This is a genomic window from Kribbella sp. NPDC048915 (assembly GCF_040649595.1).
In the GTDB taxonomy this organism is placed as follows: Bacteria; Actinomycetota; Actinomycetes; order Propionibacteriales; family Kribbellaceae; genus Kribbella.
On the sequence record NZ_JBEZFT010000029.1, the window covers coordinates 31,352 to 52,867 of the forward strand.

At 69.1% G+C, this 21,516-nt stretch carries 21 protein-coding genes; 12 read left to right on the top strand and 9 right to left on the bottom strand.

The features are described 5' to 3' along the window. Positions 1-140 precede the first annotated feature (140 nt). The gene (locus AB0B82_RS17235) at positions 141-770 is read right to left on the bottom strand and encodes an RNA methyltransferase (RefSeq protein WP_360168758.1); all 630 of its coding nucleotides are present in this window, start codon (positions 768-770) and stop codon (positions 141-143) included. Positions 771-830: 60 nt separating this feature from the next. On the opposite strand from AB0B82_RS17235, the gene AB0B82_RS17240 reads away from it, so the two are divergent. Continuing rightward, positions 831-1,535 (top strand): DedA family protein, encoded by a 705-nt coding sequence (locus AB0B82_RS17240; protein ID WP_360168634.1) that lies wholly within the window; start codon positions 831-833, stop codon positions 1,533-1,535. Positions 1,536-1,563: 28 nt separating this feature from the next. On the opposite strand, the gene AB0B82_RS17245 is transcribed toward AB0B82_RS17240, so the two are convergent. The 5 genes from AB0B82_RS17245 to pyrE all read right to left on the bottom strand — a co-directional run bounded on the left by AB0B82_RS17245 (position 1,564) and on the right by pyrE (position 7,470). After that, positions 1,564-1,953, bottom strand: coding sequence for a hypothetical protein (locus AB0B82_RS17245; protein WP_360168637.1), 390 nt, complete (start codon positions 1,951-1,953; stop codon positions 1,564-1,566). Between the two features lie 139 nt (positions 1,954-2,092). Beyond that, on the bottom strand, positions 2,093-5,080 hold the full coding sequence (locus tag AB0B82_RS17250) for a BTAD domain-containing putative transcriptional regulator (protein ID WP_360168640.1): 2,988 nt from the start codon (positions 5,078-5,080) through the stop codon (positions 2,093-2,095). A 216-nt stretch (positions 5,081-5,296) separates the two neighbouring features. Continuing rightward, complete coding sequence (locus AB0B82_RS17255; RefSeq protein WP_360168643.1) at positions 5,297-6,157, bottom strand: LemA family protein; 861 nt, start codon at positions 6,155-6,157, stop codon at positions 5,297-5,299. A gap of 39 nt (positions 6,158-6,196) precedes the next feature. Beyond that, complete coding sequence (locus tag AB0B82_RS17260) at positions 6,197-6,925, bottom strand: hypothetical protein (protein WP_360168646.1); 729 nt, start codon at positions 6,923-6,925, stop codon at positions 6,197-6,199. After that, positions 6,925-7,470, bottom strand: a complete 546-nt coding sequence (gene pyrE, locus AB0B82_RS17265) for an orotate phosphoribosyltransferase (protein ID WP_360168649.1) — start codon at positions 7,468-7,470, stop codon at positions 6,925-6,927. Before pyrE ends, AB0B82_RS17260 begins: the two co-directional genes overlap by 1 nt. A gap of 168 nt (positions 7,471-7,638) precedes the next feature. On the opposite strand from pyrE, the gene tdh reads away from it, so the two are divergent. The 5 genes from tdh (at position 7,639) to AB0B82_RS17290 (ending at position 12,548) form a co-directional block, all read left to right on the top strand. Next, on the top strand, positions 7,639-8,688 hold the full coding sequence (gene tdh, locus AB0B82_RS17270) for an L-threonine 3-dehydrogenase (protein ID WP_360168652.1): 1,050 nt from the start codon (positions 7,639-7,641) through the stop codon (positions 8,686-8,688). Next, positions 8,688-9,869: a glycine C-acetyltransferase gene (locus AB0B82_RS17275; RefSeq protein WP_360168655.1), complete on the top strand. Its 1,182-nt coding sequence runs from the start codon at positions 8,688-8,690 to the stop codon at positions 9,867-9,869. The genes tdh and AB0B82_RS17275 overlap by 1 nt, the downstream gene beginning before the upstream one ends. Before the next feature lie 180 nt (positions 9,870-10,049). Further along, on the top strand, positions 10,050-10,544 hold the full coding sequence (locus tag AB0B82_RS17280) for a hypothetical protein (RefSeq protein ID WP_360168658.1): 495 nt from the start codon (positions 10,050-10,052) through the stop codon (positions 10,542-10,544). Positions 10,545-10,575: 31 nt separating this feature from the next. Next, complete coding sequence (locus tag AB0B82_RS17285) at positions 10,576-11,661, top strand: winged helix DNA-binding domain-containing protein (protein ID WP_360168661.1); 1,086 nt, start codon at positions 10,576-10,578, stop codon at positions 11,659-11,661. Positions 11,662-11,723: 62 nt separating this feature from the next. Next, entirely contained in the window at positions 11,724-12,548 is an 825-nt protein-coding gene (locus AB0B82_RS17290; protein ID WP_360168664.1) for an aldo/keto reductase, read from the top strand. 184 nt (positions 12,549-12,732) lie between these two features. Here AB0B82_RS17290 and AB0B82_RS17295 read toward each other — a convergent pair whose 3' ends face one another. Continuing rightward, positions 12,733-13,632, bottom strand: a complete 900-nt coding sequence (locus tag AB0B82_RS17295) for a LysR substrate-binding domain-containing protein (RefSeq protein ID WP_360168667.1) — start codon at positions 13,630-13,632, stop codon at positions 12,733-12,735. A 98-nt stretch (positions 13,633-13,730) separates the two neighbouring features. Here AB0B82_RS17295 and AB0B82_RS17300 point away from each other — a divergent pair, with 98 nt between their 5' ends. Both AB0B82_RS17300 and AB0B82_RS17305 read left to right on the top strand, forming a co-directional pair. After that, positions 13,731-14,054 carry a hypothetical protein gene (locus AB0B82_RS17300; protein WP_360168670.1) on the top strand — a complete coding sequence of 108 codons (324 nt, stop codon included), beginning with the start codon at positions 13,731-13,733 and terminating at the stop codon, positions 14,052-14,054. Continuing rightward, the gene (locus AB0B82_RS17305; protein ID WP_360168761.1) at positions 14,035-14,910 is read left to right on the top strand and encodes a LysR family transcriptional regulator; all 876 of its coding nucleotides are present in this window, start codon (positions 14,035-14,037) and stop codon (positions 14,908-14,910) included. The genes AB0B82_RS17300 and AB0B82_RS17305 overlap by 20 nt, the downstream gene beginning before the upstream one ends. 48 nt (positions 14,911-14,958) lie before the next feature. Here AB0B82_RS17305 and AB0B82_RS17310 read toward each other — a convergent pair whose 3' ends face one another. Beyond that, the gene (locus tag AB0B82_RS17310; protein ID WP_360168673.1) at positions 14,959-15,726 is read right to left on the bottom strand and encodes an SDR family oxidoreductase; all 768 of its coding nucleotides are present in this window, start codon (positions 15,724-15,726) and stop codon (positions 14,959-14,961) included. Between the two features lie 249 nt (positions 15,727-15,975). On the opposite strand from AB0B82_RS17310, the gene AB0B82_RS17315 reads away from it, so the two are divergent. The 4 genes from AB0B82_RS17315 to AB0B82_RS17330 all read left to right on the top strand — a co-directional run bounded on the left by AB0B82_RS17315 (position 15,976) and on the right by AB0B82_RS17330 (position 20,389). Beyond that, the gene (locus tag AB0B82_RS17315) at positions 15,976-16,674 is read left to right on the top strand and encodes an FCD domain-containing protein (RefSeq protein ID WP_360168676.1); all 699 of its coding nucleotides are present in this window, start codon (positions 15,976-15,978) and stop codon (positions 16,672-16,674) included. After that, on the top strand, positions 16,671-17,159 hold the full coding sequence (locus tag AB0B82_RS17320) for a GNAT family N-acetyltransferase (protein WP_360168679.1): 489 nt from the start codon (positions 16,671-16,673) through the stop codon (positions 17,157-17,159). Before AB0B82_RS17315 ends, AB0B82_RS17320 begins: the two co-directional genes overlap by 4 nt. A gap of 74 nt (positions 17,160-17,233) precedes the next feature. Then, positions 17,234-19,186 carry a glycosyl hydrolase family 28-related protein gene (locus AB0B82_RS17325; protein WP_360168682.1) on the top strand — a complete coding sequence of 651 codons (1,953 nt, stop codon included), beginning with the start codon at positions 17,234-17,236 and terminating at the stop codon, positions 19,184-19,186. A gap of 48 nt (positions 19,187-19,234) precedes the next feature. Further along, entirely contained in the window at positions 19,235-20,389 is a 1,155-nt protein-coding gene (locus AB0B82_RS17330; protein WP_360168685.1) for a pyridoxal phosphate-dependent aminotransferase, read from the top strand. 760 nt (positions 20,390-21,149) lie between these two features. On the opposite strand, the gene AB0B82_RS17335 is transcribed toward AB0B82_RS17330, so the two are convergent. Continuing rightward, complete coding sequence (locus AB0B82_RS17335) at positions 21,150-21,506, bottom strand: ArsC/Spx/MgsR family protein (protein WP_360168688.1); 357 nt, start codon at positions 21,504-21,506, stop codon at positions 21,150-21,152. Positions 21,507-21,516 lie beyond the last annotated feature (10 nt).

The following is a 21,516-nucleotide window of genomic DNA, read 5'->3' on the forward strand; positions in this document are numbered from 1 at the left end:
GCACGGTCAGCGCGGCACGGTCAGCGCGGCACGGTCAGCGCGGCACGGTCAGCGCGGCACGGTCAGCGCGGCACGGTCAGCGCGGCACGGTCAGCGCGGCACGGTCAGCGGCGGCGCGCGGCGGGGCGAGGGTGGGGTGGTCAGTGGGTGGTCGGGGGTTGGGCGAAGGGGTGGCGGCGGATCCAGGCGTGCATGGCGATCGCGGCGGCGGCGCTGGCGTTGATGGAGCGGGTGGAGCCGTACTGCGCGATCGACAGGACGGCGGTGCAGATCTTGTGTGCCTCGTCCGTGAGACCCGGGCCCTCCTGACCGAAGAGGAGGACGCACTCGCGCGGCAGGTCGTAGGTCTCCAGCGGTACGGAGCCCGGGAGGTTGTCGATGCCGATGACGGGCAGGTCGTGGGCGGCGGCGTACGACGCCAGGTCGGCCAACGTCGGGTGGTGGCGGACGTGCTGGTAACGATCGGTGACCATCGCGCCACGGCGATTCCACTTGCGGTTGCCGACGATGTGGACTTCCGCGGCGAGGAACGCGTTCGCCGTCCGGACGACCGAGCCGATGTTGAGGTCATGCTGCCAGTTCTCGATCGCCACGTGGAACGGGTGCCGTTGCCGGTCCAGGTCCGCGACGATCGCCTCGAGTTTCCAGTACCGGTACTTGTCGACGACGTTGCGCCGGTCGCCGCCCGCGAGCAGCTCGGGATCGAGCCGCGGGTCGTCGGGCCACTCGCCCTCCCACGGGCCGACGCCGACCTCGTTCGGGCCCACCATGTCTGCTCCCCGCAGGTCGCTGTTCAGCTCACGCACAGGTTGGGACGCTACCCTGTCGGCGTGCTTCCTCTTGTCGCGATGCTGATGCCCAGCTGGATGGACCCGGAATACCTGCTGAACTGGCTGGGTGACTGGGCGCTGTGGGGCACGCTACTGGTGGTGTTCATCGAGTGCGGGGTGCTGTTCCCGATCCTGCCCGGTGACTCGCTGCTGTTCGCGGTCGGGCTGTTCATCGCGCGAGGCACGATCGACGTGCCGCTCTGGCTGGCCTGTGTCCTGCTGACGGTGGCCGCCTTCCTCGGCAACGTGTCCGGTTACTACATCGGGCGATTCCTCGGTACGTCGTTGTTCACCAACCCGAACGCCCGCTTCCTGAAGCCGAAGTACATCGAGCAGACGCACGAGTTCTTCGCCCGGTACGGCGCTCGCGCGCTGGTGATGGCCCGCTTCGTGCCCATCGTGCGGACGTTCATCACGATCGTGGCCGGCGCCGGGCGGATGGATCCGAAGAGGTTCTTCCTGTGGACCGCGATCGGCGCGGTGATCTGGGCGCCGGGGATCACGCTGCTCGGGCATGCGCTCGGCAACGTGCAGTTCATCCACGATCACCTGGAGTCGGCGCTGATCCTGCTCGTGGTGGTCTCGCTGGTGCCGATGGCGGTCGAGTATCTGCTGGCCCGCCGGCGCAGTCGCGCCGCGGGCGCCGACGCCAAGCACGGCGCCCCGAAGCACGCCGCCACGAAGCACGCCGCCACCCGCGACTGAACCACGCCGACCGCGAGCTCAGAACGGATCAGTGCCCGAACGGGAAGTGCGGCTCGGACCAGACCCAGTCGGTGCCGAGCTGAGCGACGTCGGCGACCTCCACCGGCCCGGTCGGCAGTGGGCCGACCACCCGGCCGGATCCGAGTGAACATGCCACCCGGATCCGGTCCGCCGCCTGGTACCAGACCAGCGCCCCCCGTGGCGCCGCCCCTTCGCGGAGCAGGGTGTGGTGGTCGAGCCAACGAACCGCGTCGGCGGAGTCGTGCCAGCCGCTGTCGTGCGCGTAGCCGAATGCCATCCGCTGGAACTTCAGCGGCCAGTCCAGCCAGGCCGCCGAGCCGACACGCTCCAGCTGCCAGTTGAGTGCTGCCTCGGTGTCCCGCGGGTTCGAGACCCGCGGGACATTCCGGCGTTCCACGACAACCTCCCGCCAGGCCATAGGTCCTCCCCGTTCCCCCGTCCTCGGCCTGAGCGCCGTGGCATGGTGTCAGACTGCCCGCTCGCGATACAGCCGCCGTACATTCCCCCGATGTCCACGGCCCCGGCAGCCCAGCGCCTCAGCTGACGGCCGCGTCCGCCGCGGTCTCGGCGAGCAGGCTGCGGCAGCGCGCCACGGCGTCGGCGTTCCCGGCCTGGTGCCACACCCGCGCCGCCCGCTCGAGCGTCCGGCGCGCGTTGTCCAGACTGCCCGTGGACAAGTAGAGCTCGCCCAAGTGCTGCGCCGCCTCGCCCTCGACGCTCCGGTCGCCCAGCCGGTGACCGATGTCGATCGCATCCAGCAGGGTCTTACGCGCCGCAGCCACCTCGCCACGCTCCATCAACGCACGCCCGAGCAGCGCCCGTGTGTACGCCGCGCAGTGGTCGTCACCCATCCCGTCGAAGATCGCCAGCGCCGTACGCAACTGCCGAACGGCTTCGTCGTGCCGCCCCTGCCGGACCCGCAGACCGGCGATCCGCCGGCGCACCTTGGCTTCGCGGTGCGCGTCCGCTCGGCGGACCGCGATCAGGAAGGCCTGCGCCAGGTACTCCCGAGCACGCGTCAGCTCACCGCGGGCCATGTAGACGTTCCCGGCAGCCGTCCGCGCGAGAGCTTCGGCGTTCGCGTTGCCGCCCTCGACGAACGCCTCGATCGCCTTCTCGTACTGCTCGAGGCCCTTGTCCCGCTCGCCACGCTCCCGCAGCCAGGTGCCCAGACCGACGGCGGTGATGCCTTCGCCGAGCCGGTCGCCGATCTCCGCGAACGTCCGCGCGGCCGCGTCGAGGTGCCGGCGGGCGACCTCCCAGTCGTCCTGGTACAGCGCCAACTGACCGAGGTTTCGGTGCATGATCGCCTCGCCGCGCCGGTTCCCGCAGGCGATCGCGCTCAGCAGGCCCTGCTGGTGCGAACCGTTCCAGTCGTCGAAGCCGGCCCGCAGGTCGAGGTACGGCCCCCAGGCAGCGGCGATCCGCCACGCGTGCTCGTGCAACCCGTTCTGCGCCGCGGCCCGGATGGCCGGCACGAACGTACTGCGCTCACTGTCGAACCACGCGATCGCATCGGTCTCGGTGAACGGCGCCGGATCGGGCGCGGTCAGCGGACCGGTGTGCTCCAGTACGCCGAAGTACTCGAACGACAGCGCGTTGTTCGCGCGCCGGATCTTGTTGAGGATCGCCTCGACCACGGTCTCGACGTCGCGGACCGCCTGTGCCTTCTGCTCCTCGGTGCCGACGCCGAGCGCGTGCAACCGCAGCAGGTCGTGGACGCGGTACCGCGCCGTACCGCGGTGGTCGACGGAGCTGATTCGAACCAGGTTGACCTCGATCAGCCGGTCCAGAGCGCGTCGAACGGCGGCCGGCGACGCGACGGCCTCCAACGCGCGCGCGGAGAAGACGCCGACCGCGAAGTGGCCGATCAGCCGGTACAGCCGGGCTTCTTCGGGGCTCAGCGCGTCGTAGCTCAGGTCGGCACTGGACCGGACGGCGAGCTCGCCGATGCTCAGCTCGTCCAGCCGGGACGCCTCGTCCCGCAACCGGCGCGCCAGCTCGCGCGGACTCAGGTCGGGCCGCTGGGCGAGCCGGCTGCCGACGATCCGAATCGCCAGCGGGAGGTTCGCGCAGGCAGACAGGATCTCTTCGATCTCAGGTGAGGTCGGGTCGATCCGGTCGGGGCCGGCGACCGACGACAGCAGGCCGGTTGCTTCGTGGTCGTCGAACGTGTCGAGCGGCGTGCTGTCCGCACCGGCCAGGTCCATCAACCGGTTGCGGCTGGTGACCACCACGGCCGACGCGCCGGTTCCGGGCATCAGCGGGGTCACCTGACTCGCGCCGGCGACATCGTCGAGGATGATCAGCACCCGCCGGCTCGCCAGCTCGGACCGCAGCATCGCGGACCGGCGCTCCGGGTCCGTCGGGATGGCTGTGTCGGGCAGGTTGAGGCTGAGCAGCAGATCGGTGAGCGCAGCCGCCGGATCGCGCGGATGTGTCGCGCCGTGCATGTCCAGGTAGATCTGCCCGTCCGGGAAGTATTCCCGAACCAGATGGCCCAAGCGAACGGCCAGCGAGGTCTTGCCGGTCCCCGGTGCACCCGAGATGACGGCGACGGGCGGCCGGACCGGGTCACGGCCGCACACGAGGTCACGCAGCCGCTCCAGTTGCTCCTCGCGACCGCTGAAGTCGGGGAGGTCCAGCGGCAGCTGGCTGGGCGGCCGCGGCGGGTCGATGAGCTCGGGCGCAGCCATCGGCCCTGGCGAAGCAGCCGGCTCCGCACGGTCCTGGCGGTCAGCTGGGTCGGTCGGAATGCCGGGATTGGGCCAGTTGGCCGAGCGACCGTTCTCGGCGCGGGCACCGGCGGCCTCCAGCTCCGGACCGGGTTTGACGTCCAGCTCGTCCGCCAGCGTCTGCACCGCCCGCGCGTACGCCGCGCGCGCCTCACCCACCCGGCCCGCAGCGAGCAACGCGTCGATCAGCCGTCGCCAGAGCTGCTCGTCGTACGGGTCCTCGGTGAGCCGTGCACTCAGCAGTACGGCGGCACCGCTCGCGTCGCCGTACTGGAGCCGCAGGTCCAGCAACGTGTCGACGAGGCCGCGGTGCTGCGCCTCCAGCCGCGAGATCGAGCCCTCCCACGCCGCGGGCATCGGCAGGTCCTCGAGCGGACGGCCGCGCCACAGCGAGTACGCGCGGGACAGCACCTGCATCGCCTGGCGGCCCTCACCCGCGTCGCGCAGATGACCGCCCTCGGCGAGCAGCGACTCGAACAGGCTGGCGTCGAGCTGGTCGACGCCGACCTCGATGCTGTAGCCGGCCGCCGACGTGTCGATCGGCGCGGGCAGGCCGGCGTCCTGCAGCACACCCCGCAGCACCCGGACGTAGGTCCGGATGTTCGCGGTGGCAGAGCGTGGCGGGCTGTTCTCCCAGAGCGCGTCCGCGATCAGATCGGTCGAGACGAAACGGTTCGGGTGCAGCAGCAGGGTGGCCAGCAACTGACGTGGTTTGGCCGCCTTGAGCGGCTGCCCCTGGACGTGAACCAGGCGCAGAGGTCCGAGGATCCCGTACCTCAGACTGTCCACTCGTCAGACCTTCCCTTGCTGGAACCGCCCTATCGTGGCATCCGGCCGCACCCGTTCGGAAGGCCGATGTACGCCGGATGTATCTCCGTCCGGCAGTGTTGGTCGTAGGTACCGGGGGGAGGCAGGCCCGGCGGTGGCGACCTGACCGCCGTCACACCGGGCCTGGCACTGGAGGAGAGTCCGGGGTCGGGGGTCCTGGACTACGGGGACCGGTGCCTACTGGCCACCGGTGAATGGCGGCTGTCCGTCCTGTGGCGCGGGGGAACCCGCAGGCGGCCCGCCCACCGGTGGCTCTCCCTGATGCTGCTGCGGCGGCTGCTGCCCTTGGTACTGCGGCTGTCCTTGATAAGGCTGGCCCTGGTACGGCTGCTGGTAGCCCTGCTGGTACCCACCCGGAAGCTGCTGCTGATAGTTGCCGTCGCCCGGCATCTGCGGGTGGATCTGCCCCGAGGACGGCGCTCCCGGGTGCATCTGCGGCGGCGCCTGCTCACCGGCGACCTGGCCGATGGTGCCGAACGACACCTGCGGCACCGCGCGGACCTGCTCGTCGTTGACCTCGAAGTAGCCGGCCTTCTCGAACTTGAACATGTTCGCGATGACGTTCGACGGGAACGCCTCGATCCGGGTGTTGTAGTCGCCGACGTTCGCGTTGTAGAACCGGCGGCCGGCCGCGATCCGGTCCTCGGTGTCGGTCAGCTCGCGCTGCAGCCCGAGGAAGTTCTGGTTCGACTGCAGCTGCGGGTACTGCTCGACCGAGATCATCATCTGACGCAGCGCGCCGGACAGCTGACCCTCCGCAGCGGCCCGCTGCTCGGGGTTGGCGCCCTGCACGTTCACCGCCTGGGTCCGCAGCCGGGCGACCTCTTCGAAGACGTGCCGCTCGTGCGCGGCGTACGCCCGGACCGTCTCGACCAGGTTCGGGATCAGGTCGTACCGCCGGTGCAGCTCGACGTCGATCTGCCGCCAGGACTCCTGAATCAGGTTCCGTTGCTTGACGAACCTGTTGTACGACGTGACCAGCGCGATCGCCGCGACAGCGACGACCAGCAGGATCACGATGATGATCCAGACCATCATTTCCCAGCTCCCGAGTCATTGGCAGTGCTGGGCCCGACTCTACGGGTACGTCGGTCCGTTGGGCGGCTGTCCGACGCGGGGGTCGACGCCCGCGTAGTCGCGCCAGACGTACCCGGGGACGTTCAGCACGACCTGTTCGAGCAGGGCCAGCCGGTTCAGCACCTCGGCCGGGTCGTGGGCACCCTTGTCCCAGCCGACCAGCGAGTTTCCCTCGATCCGCCAGCCGATCTCGCCGCGTTGCAGCAGCAGCTCCATCATCCGCGGGGTGATCAGCGCGTGGCCGAACCGCTCGTCATCGGCCTTGACCCGAAAGGCCCGGTTGAACTGGTCGCTCTCGAATTGGATGTCGCGGAAACCGAGCGCGTTCGCGACCGCGCCACCGAAGATCCCCTCGTGGGTCACCTCGAGGTGCGGCAGCGGGCCCGGCAACTGCAGCACGACCACACCGAAGTGGTGGGTCGTCGTCCGCCGTTGGCCTTTCCCGTTGCTGGTGTGGGTCTGGAAGCTGTAGTCGAAGGCAACCATCGGATGACCGTTGTACGCGCCGGACAGCACGTTCCGGACGCGCCAGTTGTCGCCGGTACCGAACGGCGTACCCATCCATTGCCGCGCCAGCGAGTTGTCCGCGGGCAGGTACGACCAGCCGTGCTGCGCGGCGAACCCGGCGAACAGCTCCCGCCGCTTCTTCGCGCGGTAGTAGTTGAAGTAGAAGAGACCGACGCCGACGACGATCGCCAGTAGGACGGCCAGCAGCGTGCTGCTCTGCATCAGCCGAGGCCCAGGTCCTCGAGACCGAACACCGCGCGGTACTCCAGTCCCTCGGCCTCGACCCGCTCCTTCGCACCGGTCGACCGGTCCACGATCACCGCGACCGCGACCACCTCGGCACCGGCCTCCCGCAACGCCTCGACCGCGGTCAGCACCGAACCGCCGGTCGTCGAGGTGTCCTCGACCGCCAGCACCCGCCGGCCCTTGACGTCCGGACCCTCGATCCGGCGCTGCAGGCCGTGCGTCTTCTCGGCCTTGCGGACGACGAACGCGTCGAGGGTCCGGCCCTGCTGGGCGGCGGCGTGCAGCATCGACATCGCGACCGGGTCCGCGCCGAGGGTCAGTCCGCCGACCGCGTCGTACGCCAGGTCCTTGGTCAGCTCGAGCATCGCGGGACCGATCAGCGGCGCCGCGGCCGCGTCCAGGGTGATCCGGCGCAGGTCGACGTAGTAGTCGGCTTCCTTACCCGACGCCAGCGTCACCCGGCCGTGCACGATCGCCTTGCTCTTGACCTGCTCCAGCAGTTCGTCCCGGTCGTAGCTCATGAGCCTTGAGCTTAGATCACGGCCGGACCGCCGCTCACTCACCAGTTCCGGCCACGATCCCGAGTCACCCGGCTACGCTCCGCGCAGGTCGAGTGTGCAGTTCGGCTGCAAAGGCTGTGCACGACGTGTCGATGGACGCCGATGGTTGCCGCGGACGACGATGTGGGCATGAAGGCGCTCGTGAAGGCCGAGGCGAAGCCCGGCCTGTGGTTGCAGGACGTACCGGTGCCGAAGATCGAGGCCGACGAGGTCCTGATCAAGGTGCTCCGGACCGGGCTGTGCGGTACCGACCTGCACATTCAGAGCTGGGACCACTGGGCGCAGAAGAACGTGCCGGTGCCGATGGTAACCGGGCATGAGTTCTGCGGCGAGGTTGTCGAGATCGGCGTCGGTGTCCGCGACGTCGCGGTCGGTGACCTGGTCAGCGGCGAGGGTCACCTGGTGTGCGGCCGCTGCCGCAACTGCCGGGCCGGTCGCCGGCACCTGTGCATCAAGACGCGCGGACTCGGCGTCCACATCCCGGGCGCTTTCGCGGAGTACGTCGCGCTGCCCGCCGGCAATGCGTGGGTTCACAAGGAACCGGTCGACCTCGACGTCGCCGCGATCTTCGACCCGTTCGGCAACGCCGTACACACCGCACTGTCGTTCCCGCTGGTCGGCGAGGACGTCCTGATCACCGGCGCCGGCCCGATCGGCGTGATGGCGGCCGCGGTCGCACTGCACGCCGGCGCGCGGAACGTGGTGATCACCGACCTGTCGGAGTACCGCCTCGACCTGGCCCGCAAGATCGGCGTGACGCGCGCCGTGAACGTCGCCGAGGAGTCGATCGCGCAGGCCCAGCAGACCCTCGGGATGCGGGAGGGGTTCGACGTCGGCCTGGAGATGTCCGGGCAGCCGGCCGCGCTGCGGGACATGATCGCGAACATGACCCACGGTGGGCGGATCGCGATGCTCGGTCTGCCGTCGGACGAGATCGCGATCGACTGGAGCACCGTGGTGCTGAACATGCTGACCATCAAGGGCATCTACGGCCGGGAGATGTTCGAGACCTGGTACTCGATGTCGGTCATGCTGGAGCGCGGACTCGACCTGACGCCGGTGATCACCCACCGGTTCGGGTACGGCGACTTCGAGCGCGCCTTCGACGTGGCGCGGCAGGGACAGTGCGGCAAGGTGATCATGGACTGGACGACTGAGACGCTGGAGGAGAAGCACTGATGTTCGGGCGGATGCGGGACGACCTGACGGCGACCATCGGCGAGATCCGGGACGCCGGGCTGTACAAGTCCGAGCGGGTGATCACCTCACCGCAGCAGGCGTTGATCTCGGTTGCCACCGGCAACGAAGTACTGAACTTCTGCGCCAACAACTACCTCGGCCTGTCCGACCACCCCGAGGTCGTGGCGGCGGCGAAGGACGCGCTCGACCGCTGGGGGTTCGGCCTGTCCTCGGTCCGCTTCATCTGCGGTACGCAGCAGATCCACAAAGACCTCGAATCGGCCCTGAGCACCTTCCTCGGCACCGAGGACACCATCCTCTACAGCTCCTGCTTCGACGCGAACGGCGGACTCTTCGAGACACTGCTCGGCGCCGAGGACGCGGTCATCTCCGACGAGCTCAACCACGCCAGCATCATCGACGGGATCCGGCTGTCGAAGGCCCGCCGGTACCGGTACAAGAACCGCGACATGGCCGACCTCGAGGCGCAGCTCAAGGACGCGGCGGACGCGCGGTACCGGCTGATCGCCACCGACGGCGTGTTCTCGATGGACGGGTACGTCGCGCCGCTCGACGAGATCTGCGACCTGGCCGAGGCCTACGACGCGCTGGTGATGGTCGACGACTCGCACGCGGTCGGGTTCGTCGGGCCGGACGGGGCGGGTACGCCGTCGCTGTTCGGCGTGAAGGACCGCGTCGACATCGTCACCGGCACACTCGGCAAGGCGCTCGGCGGCGCGTCCGGCGGGTACGTGTCCGCGCGCCGCGAGATCGTCGAGTTGCTCCGGCAGCGCTCCCGCCCGTACCTGTTCTCGAACTCGCTCGCCCCGGCGGTGACCGCCGCGTCGCTGAAGGCGCTCGAGCTGATCGAGGGCTCCAGCGACCTGCGCGACAAGCTCGCCGCAAACACCAAGCTTTTCCGGACCAAGATGACCGAAGCCGGCTTCGACGTCCTCCCCGGCGACCACCCGATCTCCCCGGTGATGATCGGTGACGCCGCCGAGGCCGGCCGCCTGGCCGACAAGCTCCTCGACCTCGGCATCTACGTGATCGGCTTCTCCTACCCCGTCGTCCCGCAAGGCAAGGCCCGCATCCGCGTCCAGCTCTCCGCCGCCCACTCCACCGAGGACGTCGAACGAGCCGTCCAAGCCTTCACCGAAGCCCGCGCCGCCCTCGCCTGACCCGTGACTTCGCCTGGGCGCGACTGGTAGGGGTCGGGCGACGCCGCTAGGGTTGGGCGGTTCGCGCGCTGGGTGAGGAGCTTTATGCGTCAGGTGGCGGCCGTTGTTGTGGTGCTGGGATTCTTGGGTGTCGCGGGATGTGGGGCTGACGACGGGCCTGGGGTGACGGCGCCTTCTCCGATGGCCTCCGCGCCCGCCTCGGTGACGCCGTCCGCGCCGGATGGGGCGTACGGGCCGCCGTCTTCGGCGCCGAGCGCTCCCGTGGTGCGGGCTTCGGCGCCGCCCGCGTTGACAGTGGCTGCTGCCGGGGCGAAGTACCTGCAGATCACCCGGCCGTACAACGTCGCGCTGGAGCGGTTCGAGCAGGCGGCGAACGAAAACATGTCGCTGACCACCCTGCAGAACAGGGCCAAAGCGGTCGCCGCCGCCAACCTCGCCGAGTACACCGCGCTGAGGTCGGTCGTCTGGCCGGCCAAGGTCTCGACGCAGATGCGGGCGCTGGCGAAGGCGGACCTGGCCGCGCGCCCGCACTGGCTCGCGGTCGCCGCGAGCAAGAGCAACGACGAGATGGCCGACCACCTCAAGCGCGCCACGGCCGCCGGCGGCAAGGCGCCGTCCGCGCAGATCCGCAAGCTCCTCGGCCTCCCGAAGTACGACGAGAAGGACTACAGCTGAACTTGTCGGCGCCGTACGCGAAGATGCGTGCATGGCGGTGATGAGCGGACGGGCGGTCAACCGGGCGACGTTGGCGCGACAGGGGTTGCTGGCGCGCGAAGCGGTGCCGGCCGTCGAGGTGATCGAGCGGCTGGTGGGGATGCAAGGGCAGGAGCCCAAGCATCCGTACGTCGGGTTGTGGACGCGGATCGACGGGTTCGAGGAGGCCGAGCTCGACCGTGCCGTCACGGCGAAGACCGTGGTGCGGGCGACGATGTTCCGCGGCACGCTGCATCTGCTGACCGCGGCGGACTACCTGCGGTTCCGGGTGACGATCGCGCCGGTGCTCGAGGCAGGGCTGCGCGTGCTCGGCGATCGCGGTCAGGGCCTCGAGCCGGAGAAGGTCGTGGTCGCCGCCGAGAAGCTACTGGCGAAGGAGCCGCTGACCTTCACCCAAGTACGGGACGCGCTGCAGGAACAGTTCCCCGACGTGAACGAGCGCGCCCTCGGGTTCTGCACACGGATGCTGGTCCCGTTGGTGGTGTACCCGACGGACGTCCGATGGTCCTGGACGGCCAATGCCCCGTTCACCCCGGCCGAGCAATGGATCGGTAAGAAGCTGCACCGGCGTAACGAGCTCAAGGAGCTGGTCACCCGCTACCTGGCCGCGTTCGGCCCGGCCACCCCGCAGGACTTCCAGACCTGGTCCGGTCTGCAGAAGGCGAAGCCGGTGTTCGACGAGCTGGACCTCGAGACGTTCACCGACGAGGACGGCAAGCCGCTGTACGACGTACCGGACGCGCCACGCCCCGACGCGGACACGCCGGCGCCGGTGCGCTTCCTCCCGGAATTCGACAACGTGCTGCTGTCGCACGCGAAACGGCAGCGGATCATCGCCGACGAACACAAACCGGCCGTCTTCACGAAGAACCTGCGCGTCAAGGCGACGTACACCGTCGACGGTCGCGTCGCCGGTCTGTGGACCGCCGCGAAGAAGCGTGCTGTGGCGACTCTCACCCTGACGCCGTTCGGCCGCACCACCAAGAAGTCGCTGGCTGAGCTCGAGCGGGAAGGCGACGGGCTGCTCCGGTTCCTCGAGCCCGATGCGACCACCTACGAAGTGGTTACGTCCGGTTAATGAGGTAGTTGTCACACGTCGGATGACTGGGCCAGCAAGCCTTTCCCGGGTGGAATGGGTAGATGAGCACAGTCCCCACCATCACTCTGGACAACGGCGTCGAGATCCCGCAGCTGGGCCTGGGGGTCTGGCAGGTCGAGAACGACATCGTGACCGACGTGGTGACGACCGCCTTCGAGACCGGCTACCGGCACATCGACACCGCCGCGATCTACGGCAACGAGGAGGGCGTCGGACGCGCCATCGCCGCGGCGGACATCCCGCGCGACGAGCTGTTCATCACCACCAAGCTGTGGAACTCCGACCAGGGCTACGACAGCACACTGAAGGCGTTCGACACCAGCCTGGGCAAGCTCGGCCTCGAGTACGTCGACCTGTACCTGATCCACTGGCAGTCGCTGCAGCGTGATCTGTACGTCGAGACCTGGAAGGCGTTCGAGCAGCTGTACGCCGACAAGCGGGTGCGCGCGATCGGCGTCTCGAACTTCCACGAGCCCGCGCTGCGGCGGATCTTCGAGGAGACCACGATCCGGCCCGCGGTGAACCAGATCGAGCTGCACCCGGCGCTGCCACAGGACGATCTGCGCGCGTTCAACGCCGAGAACGACATCGTCACGCAGGCATGGAGCCCGCTGGCGTCCGGTCAGCTGATCAAGCACCCGGTGCTGGCGGCGATCGGCGAGAAGTACGGCAAGTCGCCGGCGCAGGTGATGATCCGCTGGCACCTGCAGCTCGGCAACGTGGTGATCCCGAAGTCGGTGACACCGAGCCGGATCAAGGAGAACTTCGAGGTCTTCGACTTCCAGCTCGACAACGACGACATGGCGCAGATCGCCGATCTGGAAACCGGTCAGCGCACGGGCGGCGACCCCGACATCTTCGGGTGAGCGTGTCAGGTCGACAGGACGTGTCGGTCGGTGGTTGGTGCAGCTGAGCGTGAATCGGTCGGGCGGACAGCGTTTCGGCGGTAGACGTCCTGTCGAGAGTGCACACCACCGCCCTGGATCGGCCCTGGATCAGCCCTGGATCGGCCCTGGATCAGCCCTGGATCGGCCCTGGATCAGGGCTGAATCAGGGCTGAATCAGGTCCAGGAAGCGGGCCAGGACGGGTGAGCGGTTGTCCGGCGACCAGGCGACGGAGAGTTGCCAGGGTGGAAGGTCGTCGGACAACTCGCGGTAGACGACGGCGTCCGGGTTGGACGGCGGGGTCGGGGCGATCAGCAACGAAACGCCGAGCCCGGCCGTGACCAGCGAGATGATCGTCTGCACATCGGCGGCCTCCTGCTCGATCCGCGGAGTGAAGCCGGCCGCCCGGCAGAAGCCGACAATTGTGTCATGCACGGCCGGCCCGCTCGGCCGCGAGTAGAACACGAACGGCTCCTCCGTCAGGTCGGCCAGCCGCAGCCGTTTGCGCCGCGTCAACCGATGCCGCGCCGGTAGCACGGCCACCAAGGCATCCTCGGCGACGACCCGCGACGCCAGCTTCGGCTCCAGTTGTACGACGGTATTCGCACCGGCCGGCGTACTGGGCCGGAGCAGGCCGACGTCGATCCGTCCGTCGAGCAACGCCTCCGTCTGACGCAGTGTCGTCCACGACTCCAGGTCGAGCACCACCTCTGGGTACGCGTCCCGGAAGGCACCGAGCAACCGCGGCAGCGTCTCGAACGTCGCCGACTGCACGAACCGCAACCGCAGTGTCCCGAGCTCACCGCGCTGCGTGCGCTGCGCCGTACGCACCGCCTCCTCCGACCGACGCAGCAGGTCGCGCGCCTCGGCCAGGAACGTCTCCCCCGCCGCCGTCAGCACGAAGCGGCGCTTCACGCGCGCGAACAACTCGACACCGAGATCGCGTTCGAGCGCGGCGATCTGACGACTCAACGACGGCTGGGTCAGGTGCAGCCGCGTCGCCGCCCGGCCGACGTTCAGCTCCTCGGCGACCACCACGAACGACCTGAGCTGCCGGAGTTCCATGACACCTATCATGCACCAGACACATCAACTCTGCGCAAAACTTTCATTGGACGTATCAAGCCACGGTTCTTAGTGTCGAAGTGTCGAAAGGAAACACCGTGATTTACGTCCCGTACAACGTGCTCAAGACGATCCACGAAGAAACCCACTCCGCGATGCCGGACGCGCCCGTGCGTCCGTGGGTGCCCAAGCGGCACCCGATCCGGGACGCCGTCCGCCGGTGGCGCGAGCGCCGTACGCCGGAGCCCGCCACCACCGCCGCGACCACCGCCCGGGGGCACCAGGTCGCCACCCGCAGCACCGGCCCGACCGCCGCCCGGACCGCAAGCGTCGTCGCACTCAAGCCGGTCGCGAACAACGTGTGCGAAGCTGAGGCTCGTGATCGAGGTTCGGCGCCTGAGGGTGTTGCGTGCGCTAGCTGACCACGGCACCGTGACCGCGGCCGCCGAGGTGCTGCATCTGACGCCCTCGGCGGTCTCGCAGCAGCTGGCGGCCCTGGAGTCCGAGGTCGGCCAGGAACTGCTCGAACGCCGCGGCCGCCGGGTCGCGATCACCTCGGCCGGCCGCCTCCTCCTCGCGCACGCGGACACCATCCTCGCCGACGTCGAGCGGGCCGAGGACGCGATGCGGCTGCACGCGAACGGCGCGAACGGCGAGGTCCGCGTGGTCGCGTTCGCGACCGCGATCACGCTGCTCGTCGCGCCGGCACTGACCCGGTTACGCGAGACGTCCCCGGGCCTCGACCTCGTGGTCCGGGACGCCGAGGGACCGCAGGGCATCACCGCTCTGCTCGACGGCGACGCGGACCTCGCGATCGCCGTCGAGCACCGCGGGTCACCGCGTCCCGACGACCGGCGGCTGGCCCGGATCCCCTTGTACGCCGAGCCATTCGTCGCCGTTCTGCCGCCGGCGCATCCGGCCGCGGACCGCGACACGATCGAGCTGTCGATGCTCGCGGACGACGACTGGGTGACGACCTCGCCCGGTAACCCGATCCGCGACGTCGTCCTGCTCGCCTGTGAACAGGCGGGCTACCAGCCGCGGATCGTGCACCAGTCCGACGATTTCCGCGCCGTCGCCGCGTTGGTCGCGGCCGGTGGTGGCGTCTCGCTCGTCCCACGTCTCGCCGTGCCGGAATCGACGCTCGCGCTCACCCGTCCGCTGTCCGAGCCGGCTCCGGCACGTCGCGTGTACGCCGCCGTCCGGGCGAGCCGCGCCGACCATCCACTCATCACCGCAACCCTCGGCGTTCTCACCGAAGTCGCCGAGAAGCTGTAGGTCTCAGTTCGCGATCACGACCGTCTTGCGCACCAGCGCTGCGTCCGGTCAAGCGCGGCGGCGCGGGTCCAGGCCCATCGTCGAGACGCGGGCGATCAGCGCCCGCGGGGTGAAGCGGGCCGCGAGAACGATGAGTTTGTAACGCCGGCTCGGGACCGAGATCGCCTTGCCGCGCTGCAGATCCTTCCAGGCCGCTTCGACGAGTTCGTCGGCGTCCAGCCACATGAACGACGGGATGAGCGACTTGTCCATGCCCATCCGCTCATGGAACTCGGTGTGCACGAAGCCGGGACACAATGCCATCACCGCGACACCTTTGGCGTGCAGCCCGGTCGCCAGCCCGGCGGAGAAAGTCGTCACCCAGGCCTTGTGCGCGCTGTAGATGTTGCGCTGCAGGAATCCGGCCACCGACGACACGTTGACGACCGCGCCCGATCCACGCTCGATCATCGGCTGAATGGCCGCATGGGTGAGCCGCAGTACGACGCGAACCAGCAGATCGAGCTGCTTCTCCTCGACGTCGACCGGGTTCTCCCAGAAGGGTTTCTTCTGCCCGAAGCCGGCGTTGTTCACCAGCACTTCGATCGGCCCGGTCCGGAACCGTTCCTCGACGCGGGCCAGCTCGACCGAGTCGGTCAGGTCGGCGGCCAGCACCTCGCAGTCGACGCCGTACCGCCGAGTGATGTCGGCGGCGGTTTCCTTCAGGCGCGCCTCGTCCCGCGACACCAGGACCAGGTCGTAGCCCTCACGCGCCAGCTTGTTCGCGAACGCCCGGCCGATCCCGGTCGTCGGCCCGGTGACGAGCGCAGTCGGCATTCCGCAGTCCTCCCCTCGGTGACGACCCCAGTGTGTCACCTACGCTCGTCGCATGCTCGCGGACATCGACGCCTAGGACATGTCTGACGATCCAGCGCCGTCGCGAGGGGGCGCCGGATGTGCCGGGATTCCTGCAAGCCGTGGCAAACGTCTGATGAATCGTCACACCGGAGGCCGCGCCACCGGCGACCTCATGGCAAGATGGCCGAAATTGGTCTGATGACTTACGCTGCGGCGGGAGGTGAGGGAATGGCTGCCACAGACAAGGCGCTGGCCGGGTTGCGGCAGATGATCGCATCCGGGGAGCTCGGGCCGGGGGCGAAGTTCCCGCCGGAGCCCGAGCTGTGCGACCACCTGGGCGTGTCCCGCAGTTCGCTGCGGGAGGCGGTCCGGTCGCTCGGCGCGCTCGGTGTGATCGAGTCACGGCACGGCTCGGGCACGTACGTCTCGGCGCTGGACCCGGCTGCGATCATCAGCAGGTTCTCACTGTCGGTCGAGCTGATCCCGCTCGAAGGCGTGCTCGAGCTGCTCGAGGTACGGCGGGTGCTCGAGGCGCATGCCACCGCCGCCGCGGCCGCCAGGCAGGACCCCGAGCTGGCTGAGCGCCTCGGCGCGATCCTCGACCAGCTTGAATCCACCACCGAAGCGGCCGAGATTCAGCACCTGGACGCCGAGTTCCACAACGCGATCTGCACCGCCGGCGGGAACCCGACGGTCACCGCGCTCACCGACGTCATTCGCGGTCGCGGCGGGCACTACCGGATCTTCGAGCCCGGCGCCGACTTCGACGCGATCAAACGGACCAGCGACCGCGGTCACCGGGAGATCCTCGGCGCCATCACCAGTCGCGATCCGGCCGCCGCGGCGACCGCGGCGTCGGCCCACATCGCCCAGACCGAGCACTGGCTCCGCGCCCTCCGCCCCAACCCTCAACCCGCCCTGCCGTGACCCAACCGCACCCCGCCACCGCGAGCCACTCGCCGACGAGCCGCCCAGCCGGCTGGGTGCTGCGCCCGGCGACCGACGCGGACGACGACGTTCTCGCCGAGCTGCGCGCCGTCGTCCTGCGCCCCGATCTCGAACGGCTCGGAAGGTACGACGAGCACCGGGTCCAGCAACGCTTCCGCGACTCGTTCTCGGCCGAGCACACGCGCATCATCGAGCTCGGCGGTGCACTGGCGGGCTCGATCACTCTCCGACCGGACGGCGACGCCCGGTTGCTCGAGCACTTCTACCTGGACCCGCGCTACCAGGGGCAAGGGCTCGGGACCGCGATCCTGAAGACCGTGCTGGCCGAGGCCGACGCGCACAAGGCGACCGTCCGGCTGAACGTCCTGCAGGGCAGCCCGGCTCGCAGGTTGTACGCACGACACGGCTTCAGGCTGGAGCGCGAAGATCCGATCGACGTCTTCATGGTTCGAGAATTTCTCTAACCTGTCGAGATCTTGCGCGCCGATCGCCCGGTGCATAACCTCCTGACACCGTCTGTCCGGGAGGGGATCCGCCGATGTCCCGTTCACGCTTGGTCGCAGTCGCTGTCAGCACCGCGCTCCTCGGAGCCGTCCTCGTACCGCAAACCGCCGCCGCAGGCCCCGCACCGCGCATCACCCGGGCCGGACTCGATCCGGCGCTGACCGCCGGCCGCGGAGCCGACGTACCGTTCGTCGAGCAGGAGGCGGAGAACGCCGCCTTCACCGGCGAGCGGATCGGGCCGTCGCGCGAGGCGTACACACTTCCGGCCGAGGCGTCCGGGCGTACCGCCGTACGGCTGCAGCCCAAGCAGTACGTCGAATTCACGCTGACCGAGCCTGCGAACGCGTTCACGCTGCGGTACAGCATCCCGGACGCAGCGGGCGGCGGCGGGATTACCGCGCCGCTCGACGTGACCGTCAACGGCAAGCGCAAACAGACCATGACGCTGACGTCGCAGTACGCCTGGCTGTACGGCATGTATCCGTTCTCGAACGACCCGAACGTCGACCCGATCCCGGGCTGGTGGAAACCCGAGCCGGACCCGGTGGCCAAGCCGTTCCGCCCGAACCACTTCTACGACGAACAGCGCGTACTGCTCGGCCGGACGTACCGTGCCGGCGACCGGATCCGCTTCACCGTGCCACGCAAGACGCCGGCCGCGTGGACCGTGCTGGACGTCGCCGACTTCGAACTCGTCGGCGCACCGCTGAAGCAGCCGAAGCGCTCGCTCGACGTCCGCCTCTTCGGCGCCGACCCGACCGGGCGACGGGATGCGGCGCCCGCAATCGAGCGCACGATCGCGGCCGCGAAGAAACTCCGCTGGTCGGTGTTCATCCCCGCCGGGACCTTCCAGGTGAACCGGCACATCGTCGTCGACAAGGTGACGATCCGCGGCGCCGGCAACTGGTGGACGATCATCAAGGGCCAGGTGCTGCCACTCGCCGAACCCGCACCTGACAAGTCCGTCCACAGCGCGCCCGGCTTCTATGGCAAGTACGCCGCCGACGGCGGGAGCACCGACGTACACCTGTCCGACTTCGCGATCGAGAGCGACGTCCGCGAGCGCATCGACACCGACCAGGTGAACGGGATCGGCGGCGCGATCGGCGGCGGTTCGACCATCGAGCGCCTGTACCTGCACCACACCAAGGTCGGCATCTGGCTGGACGGGCCGATGGACGGTCTGCTGATCCGCGACAACGTCATCACCGACGCGATCGCCGACGGGATGAACCTGCACCTTGGCGTCTCCAACGTTCGGGCCACCAACAACTTCGTCCGCAACAGCGGCGACGACGGGCTGGCGATGTGGTCGGAGTCGAACCCGGAGGGGCTGGTCAACCACCACAACATCTACGACCACAACACCGTGCAGACGCCGGTGCTGGCGAACAACATCGCGATCTACGGCGGCCGCGACAACGCGGTCACCGACAATCTGGTCGCCGACCCGATCCGCGAGGGCAGCACGTTGCACGCGGGATCGCGGTTCACCTCGACGCCGTTCGAAGGCACGCTGACCTTCGCCCGCAACACCACGGTCCGCGGCGGCCCCCGCGACCTCAACTGGGACCTCGGCCTCGGCGCGATCTGGCTGTACGCGTTGCAGTCGACGATGTCTGCGTCGATCGAGATCTCCGACAGTTCGTTCCTGGACTCGACGTACAACGCGATGATGTTCGTCGTCGACTGGCCGGTGAAGGACGACTACGCGATCACCGACGTCACAGTGCGCGACGTCAAGGTCGACGGCACCGGGACCAACGTGGTGAACGCGCGGGTCGGCGGCTGGGCGACGTTCGAGAACGTCGACGCACGCAACGTCGGGGCGCCGTTCGTGAACAACTGCGGCACGTTCCACTTCGACGGTCCACCCGAGTTCGACGTCCGGCTGCTCGGCGGGAACGACGGCGGGTGGACCGACGCAACCTGGTGCGAGGACCGCCCGGCCGTCGTACCACCGCCGCCGCCGTCGCCGTGGAACTGAGCGCGCGCCTGGCTTGCGCAGAGCGGCGCGGCCGTTGAGGGTTGAGGGATGCGTGCACATGCTGAGCGGTTGACCGGCCTGGGGACGACGATCTTCGCGGAGATGTCCGCCCTCGCGGTGGCCACCGGATCGGTGAATCTCGGGCAGGGCTTCCCGGACCGCGACGGCCCGGATTCGCTCCTCGAGGACGCGATCGCGGCGATCCGCGCCGGGGCGAACCAGTACGCCCCGGCCCGCGGCGTACCCGCCTTGCGGCAGGCGATCGTCGATCACCAGAAGCGCTTCTACGACCTCTCGTACGACCCGGACACACAGGTACTGGTCACCACCGGCGCCACCGAGGCAGTTGCGGCCGCGCTGCTCGCGTTCGTCGAGCCCGGTGACGAGGTCATCGCCCTCGAGCCGTACTACGACTCGTACGCTGCCGGCATCGCCTTCGCCGGCGGCCGGCGGGTACCGGTCACGCTGCGCGCCCCGTCGTACCGGCTGGACCTCGACGAACTGCGCGCCGCGGTCACCCCGCGGACCAAGGTGCTGCTGATCAACTCACCGCACAACCCGACCGGCACCGTCCTCACCGACGAGGAGCTGCGCGGGATCTGCGAGGTCGCGATCGAGCACGACCTGGTCGTCATCACCGACGAGGTCTACGAACACCTCGTGTACGACGGGATGCACCGGCCGCTGGCGTCGTACGACGGCATGGCGGACCGGACCGTGTCGATCAGCAGCGCCGGCAAGACGTTCGCGGTGACCGGGTGGAAGATCGGCTGGGTGACCGGATCGCCGGAGGTGGTGACCGCGGTGACCACGGCCAAGCAGTTCCTCACGTTCACCTCCGGGTCGCCGTTCCAGCCCGCAGTCGCGAACGCACTTGCCCTGGGCAACGACTACTACGACGCGCTGTGCGCCGACCTGAAGTCCCGCCGTGACCTGCTCGCCGACGGCCTCGCCGGCCTCGGCTTCGAGGTGCACCGCCCGGCCGGTACGTACTTCGTCACCACCGACATCCGCCCACTCGGTCACACCGACGGCATCGAGTTCTGCCGCATGCTCCCGCAACGCGCCGGCGTGGTCGCGATCCCCCACCAGGTCTTCTACGACAACACCGAAGCCGGCCGCCCGCTGGTCCGCTGGGCCTTCTGCAAACAGCCCGACGTCCTGCAAGTGGCGCTGGACCGGCTGCAGAAACTCAGGGGCTGAACGGTCCGGCGACTGATGTATGGGTTTCGGAGTCGGCGGTGCAGGGTCGGCGAGCCCGTCGAGCAGCACCGGCCGGCGTGACCCGGCATGATCACACGAGCCCACGGTGCGTAAACCCTGCGCCCGGGACCTTGCACAGCCACCCGAGACCTTGCACACCCCCCCGGGCCGACGACCAGGAACGCCGCGCTGACGCCGTCTTGGACACTACCCGGGACCTTGGACACCTACCCGGGACCTTGCACAAGCAATAACCAATCCACAACAACCACAACCTGTTCAAGCCCCCATCTCCAGCGCACAGGACCACCGGCGCAGCCAGCCTCGTGCGAGCGGATAACCCGCCTGTGGGGGGTTCTTCGCTCGTACGCCTGCCGCGGATCAGCCGGCGGTGATCCAGCCAGCGGTGATCCAGCCAGCGGTGATCGAGCCAGCGGTGATCTGGTTGGAGATGTTCGGCACGCGGTGACGGTGCGACGCGGTGACGGTGCGACGCGGTGACGGTGCGACGTGGTGGCGTGGCGTGGCGTGGTGGCGTGGCGGGGTGTGCTCTCGTCGTAGGGGCTTCCGGATTTCCGCCCCACGGTGGGTTCACCCACCGTGTTGTGGGTTCCGCACCCTTCAGACGGGTCAGGAACCCACAACACCGTGGGTGAACCCACCGTGTGGGGATGCGCGGTCGTCCAGCGCGCGGTCGTCCAGCGCGCGGTCGTTCAGCGCGGGCGCCGACACAGTCGCCCCGGACCCACCGACGGGTCGGTCACGAGGGCTGGATGAACTTGCTGAGGGTTTCGGGGTCGCGGGCGACGGCGGTGGTGCCGTCGTCGGCGGTGATGATGGGGCGCTGGATGAGGATCGGGTCGGTGACCATGGCCTGGATCCAGTCGTCGCGGTGGGCCGGGTCGCGAGGCAGTGTCTTCAGCGGCTTCGCGGCTGCTTCGTTGTGGCGGACGATGTCCCACGGCTCGAGGTTGAGGCGGGTCAGGACCTCGGACAGTTCGGCCGCGGTGGGCGGGTCGTCGAGGTAGCGCCGTACGGTGTAGTCGATCCCGGCCTCGTCGAAGGCCTTGGTGGCGGCCCGGCATTTCGAGCAGGCAGGGTTGATCCAGAGTTCCACAGGGTCTCCC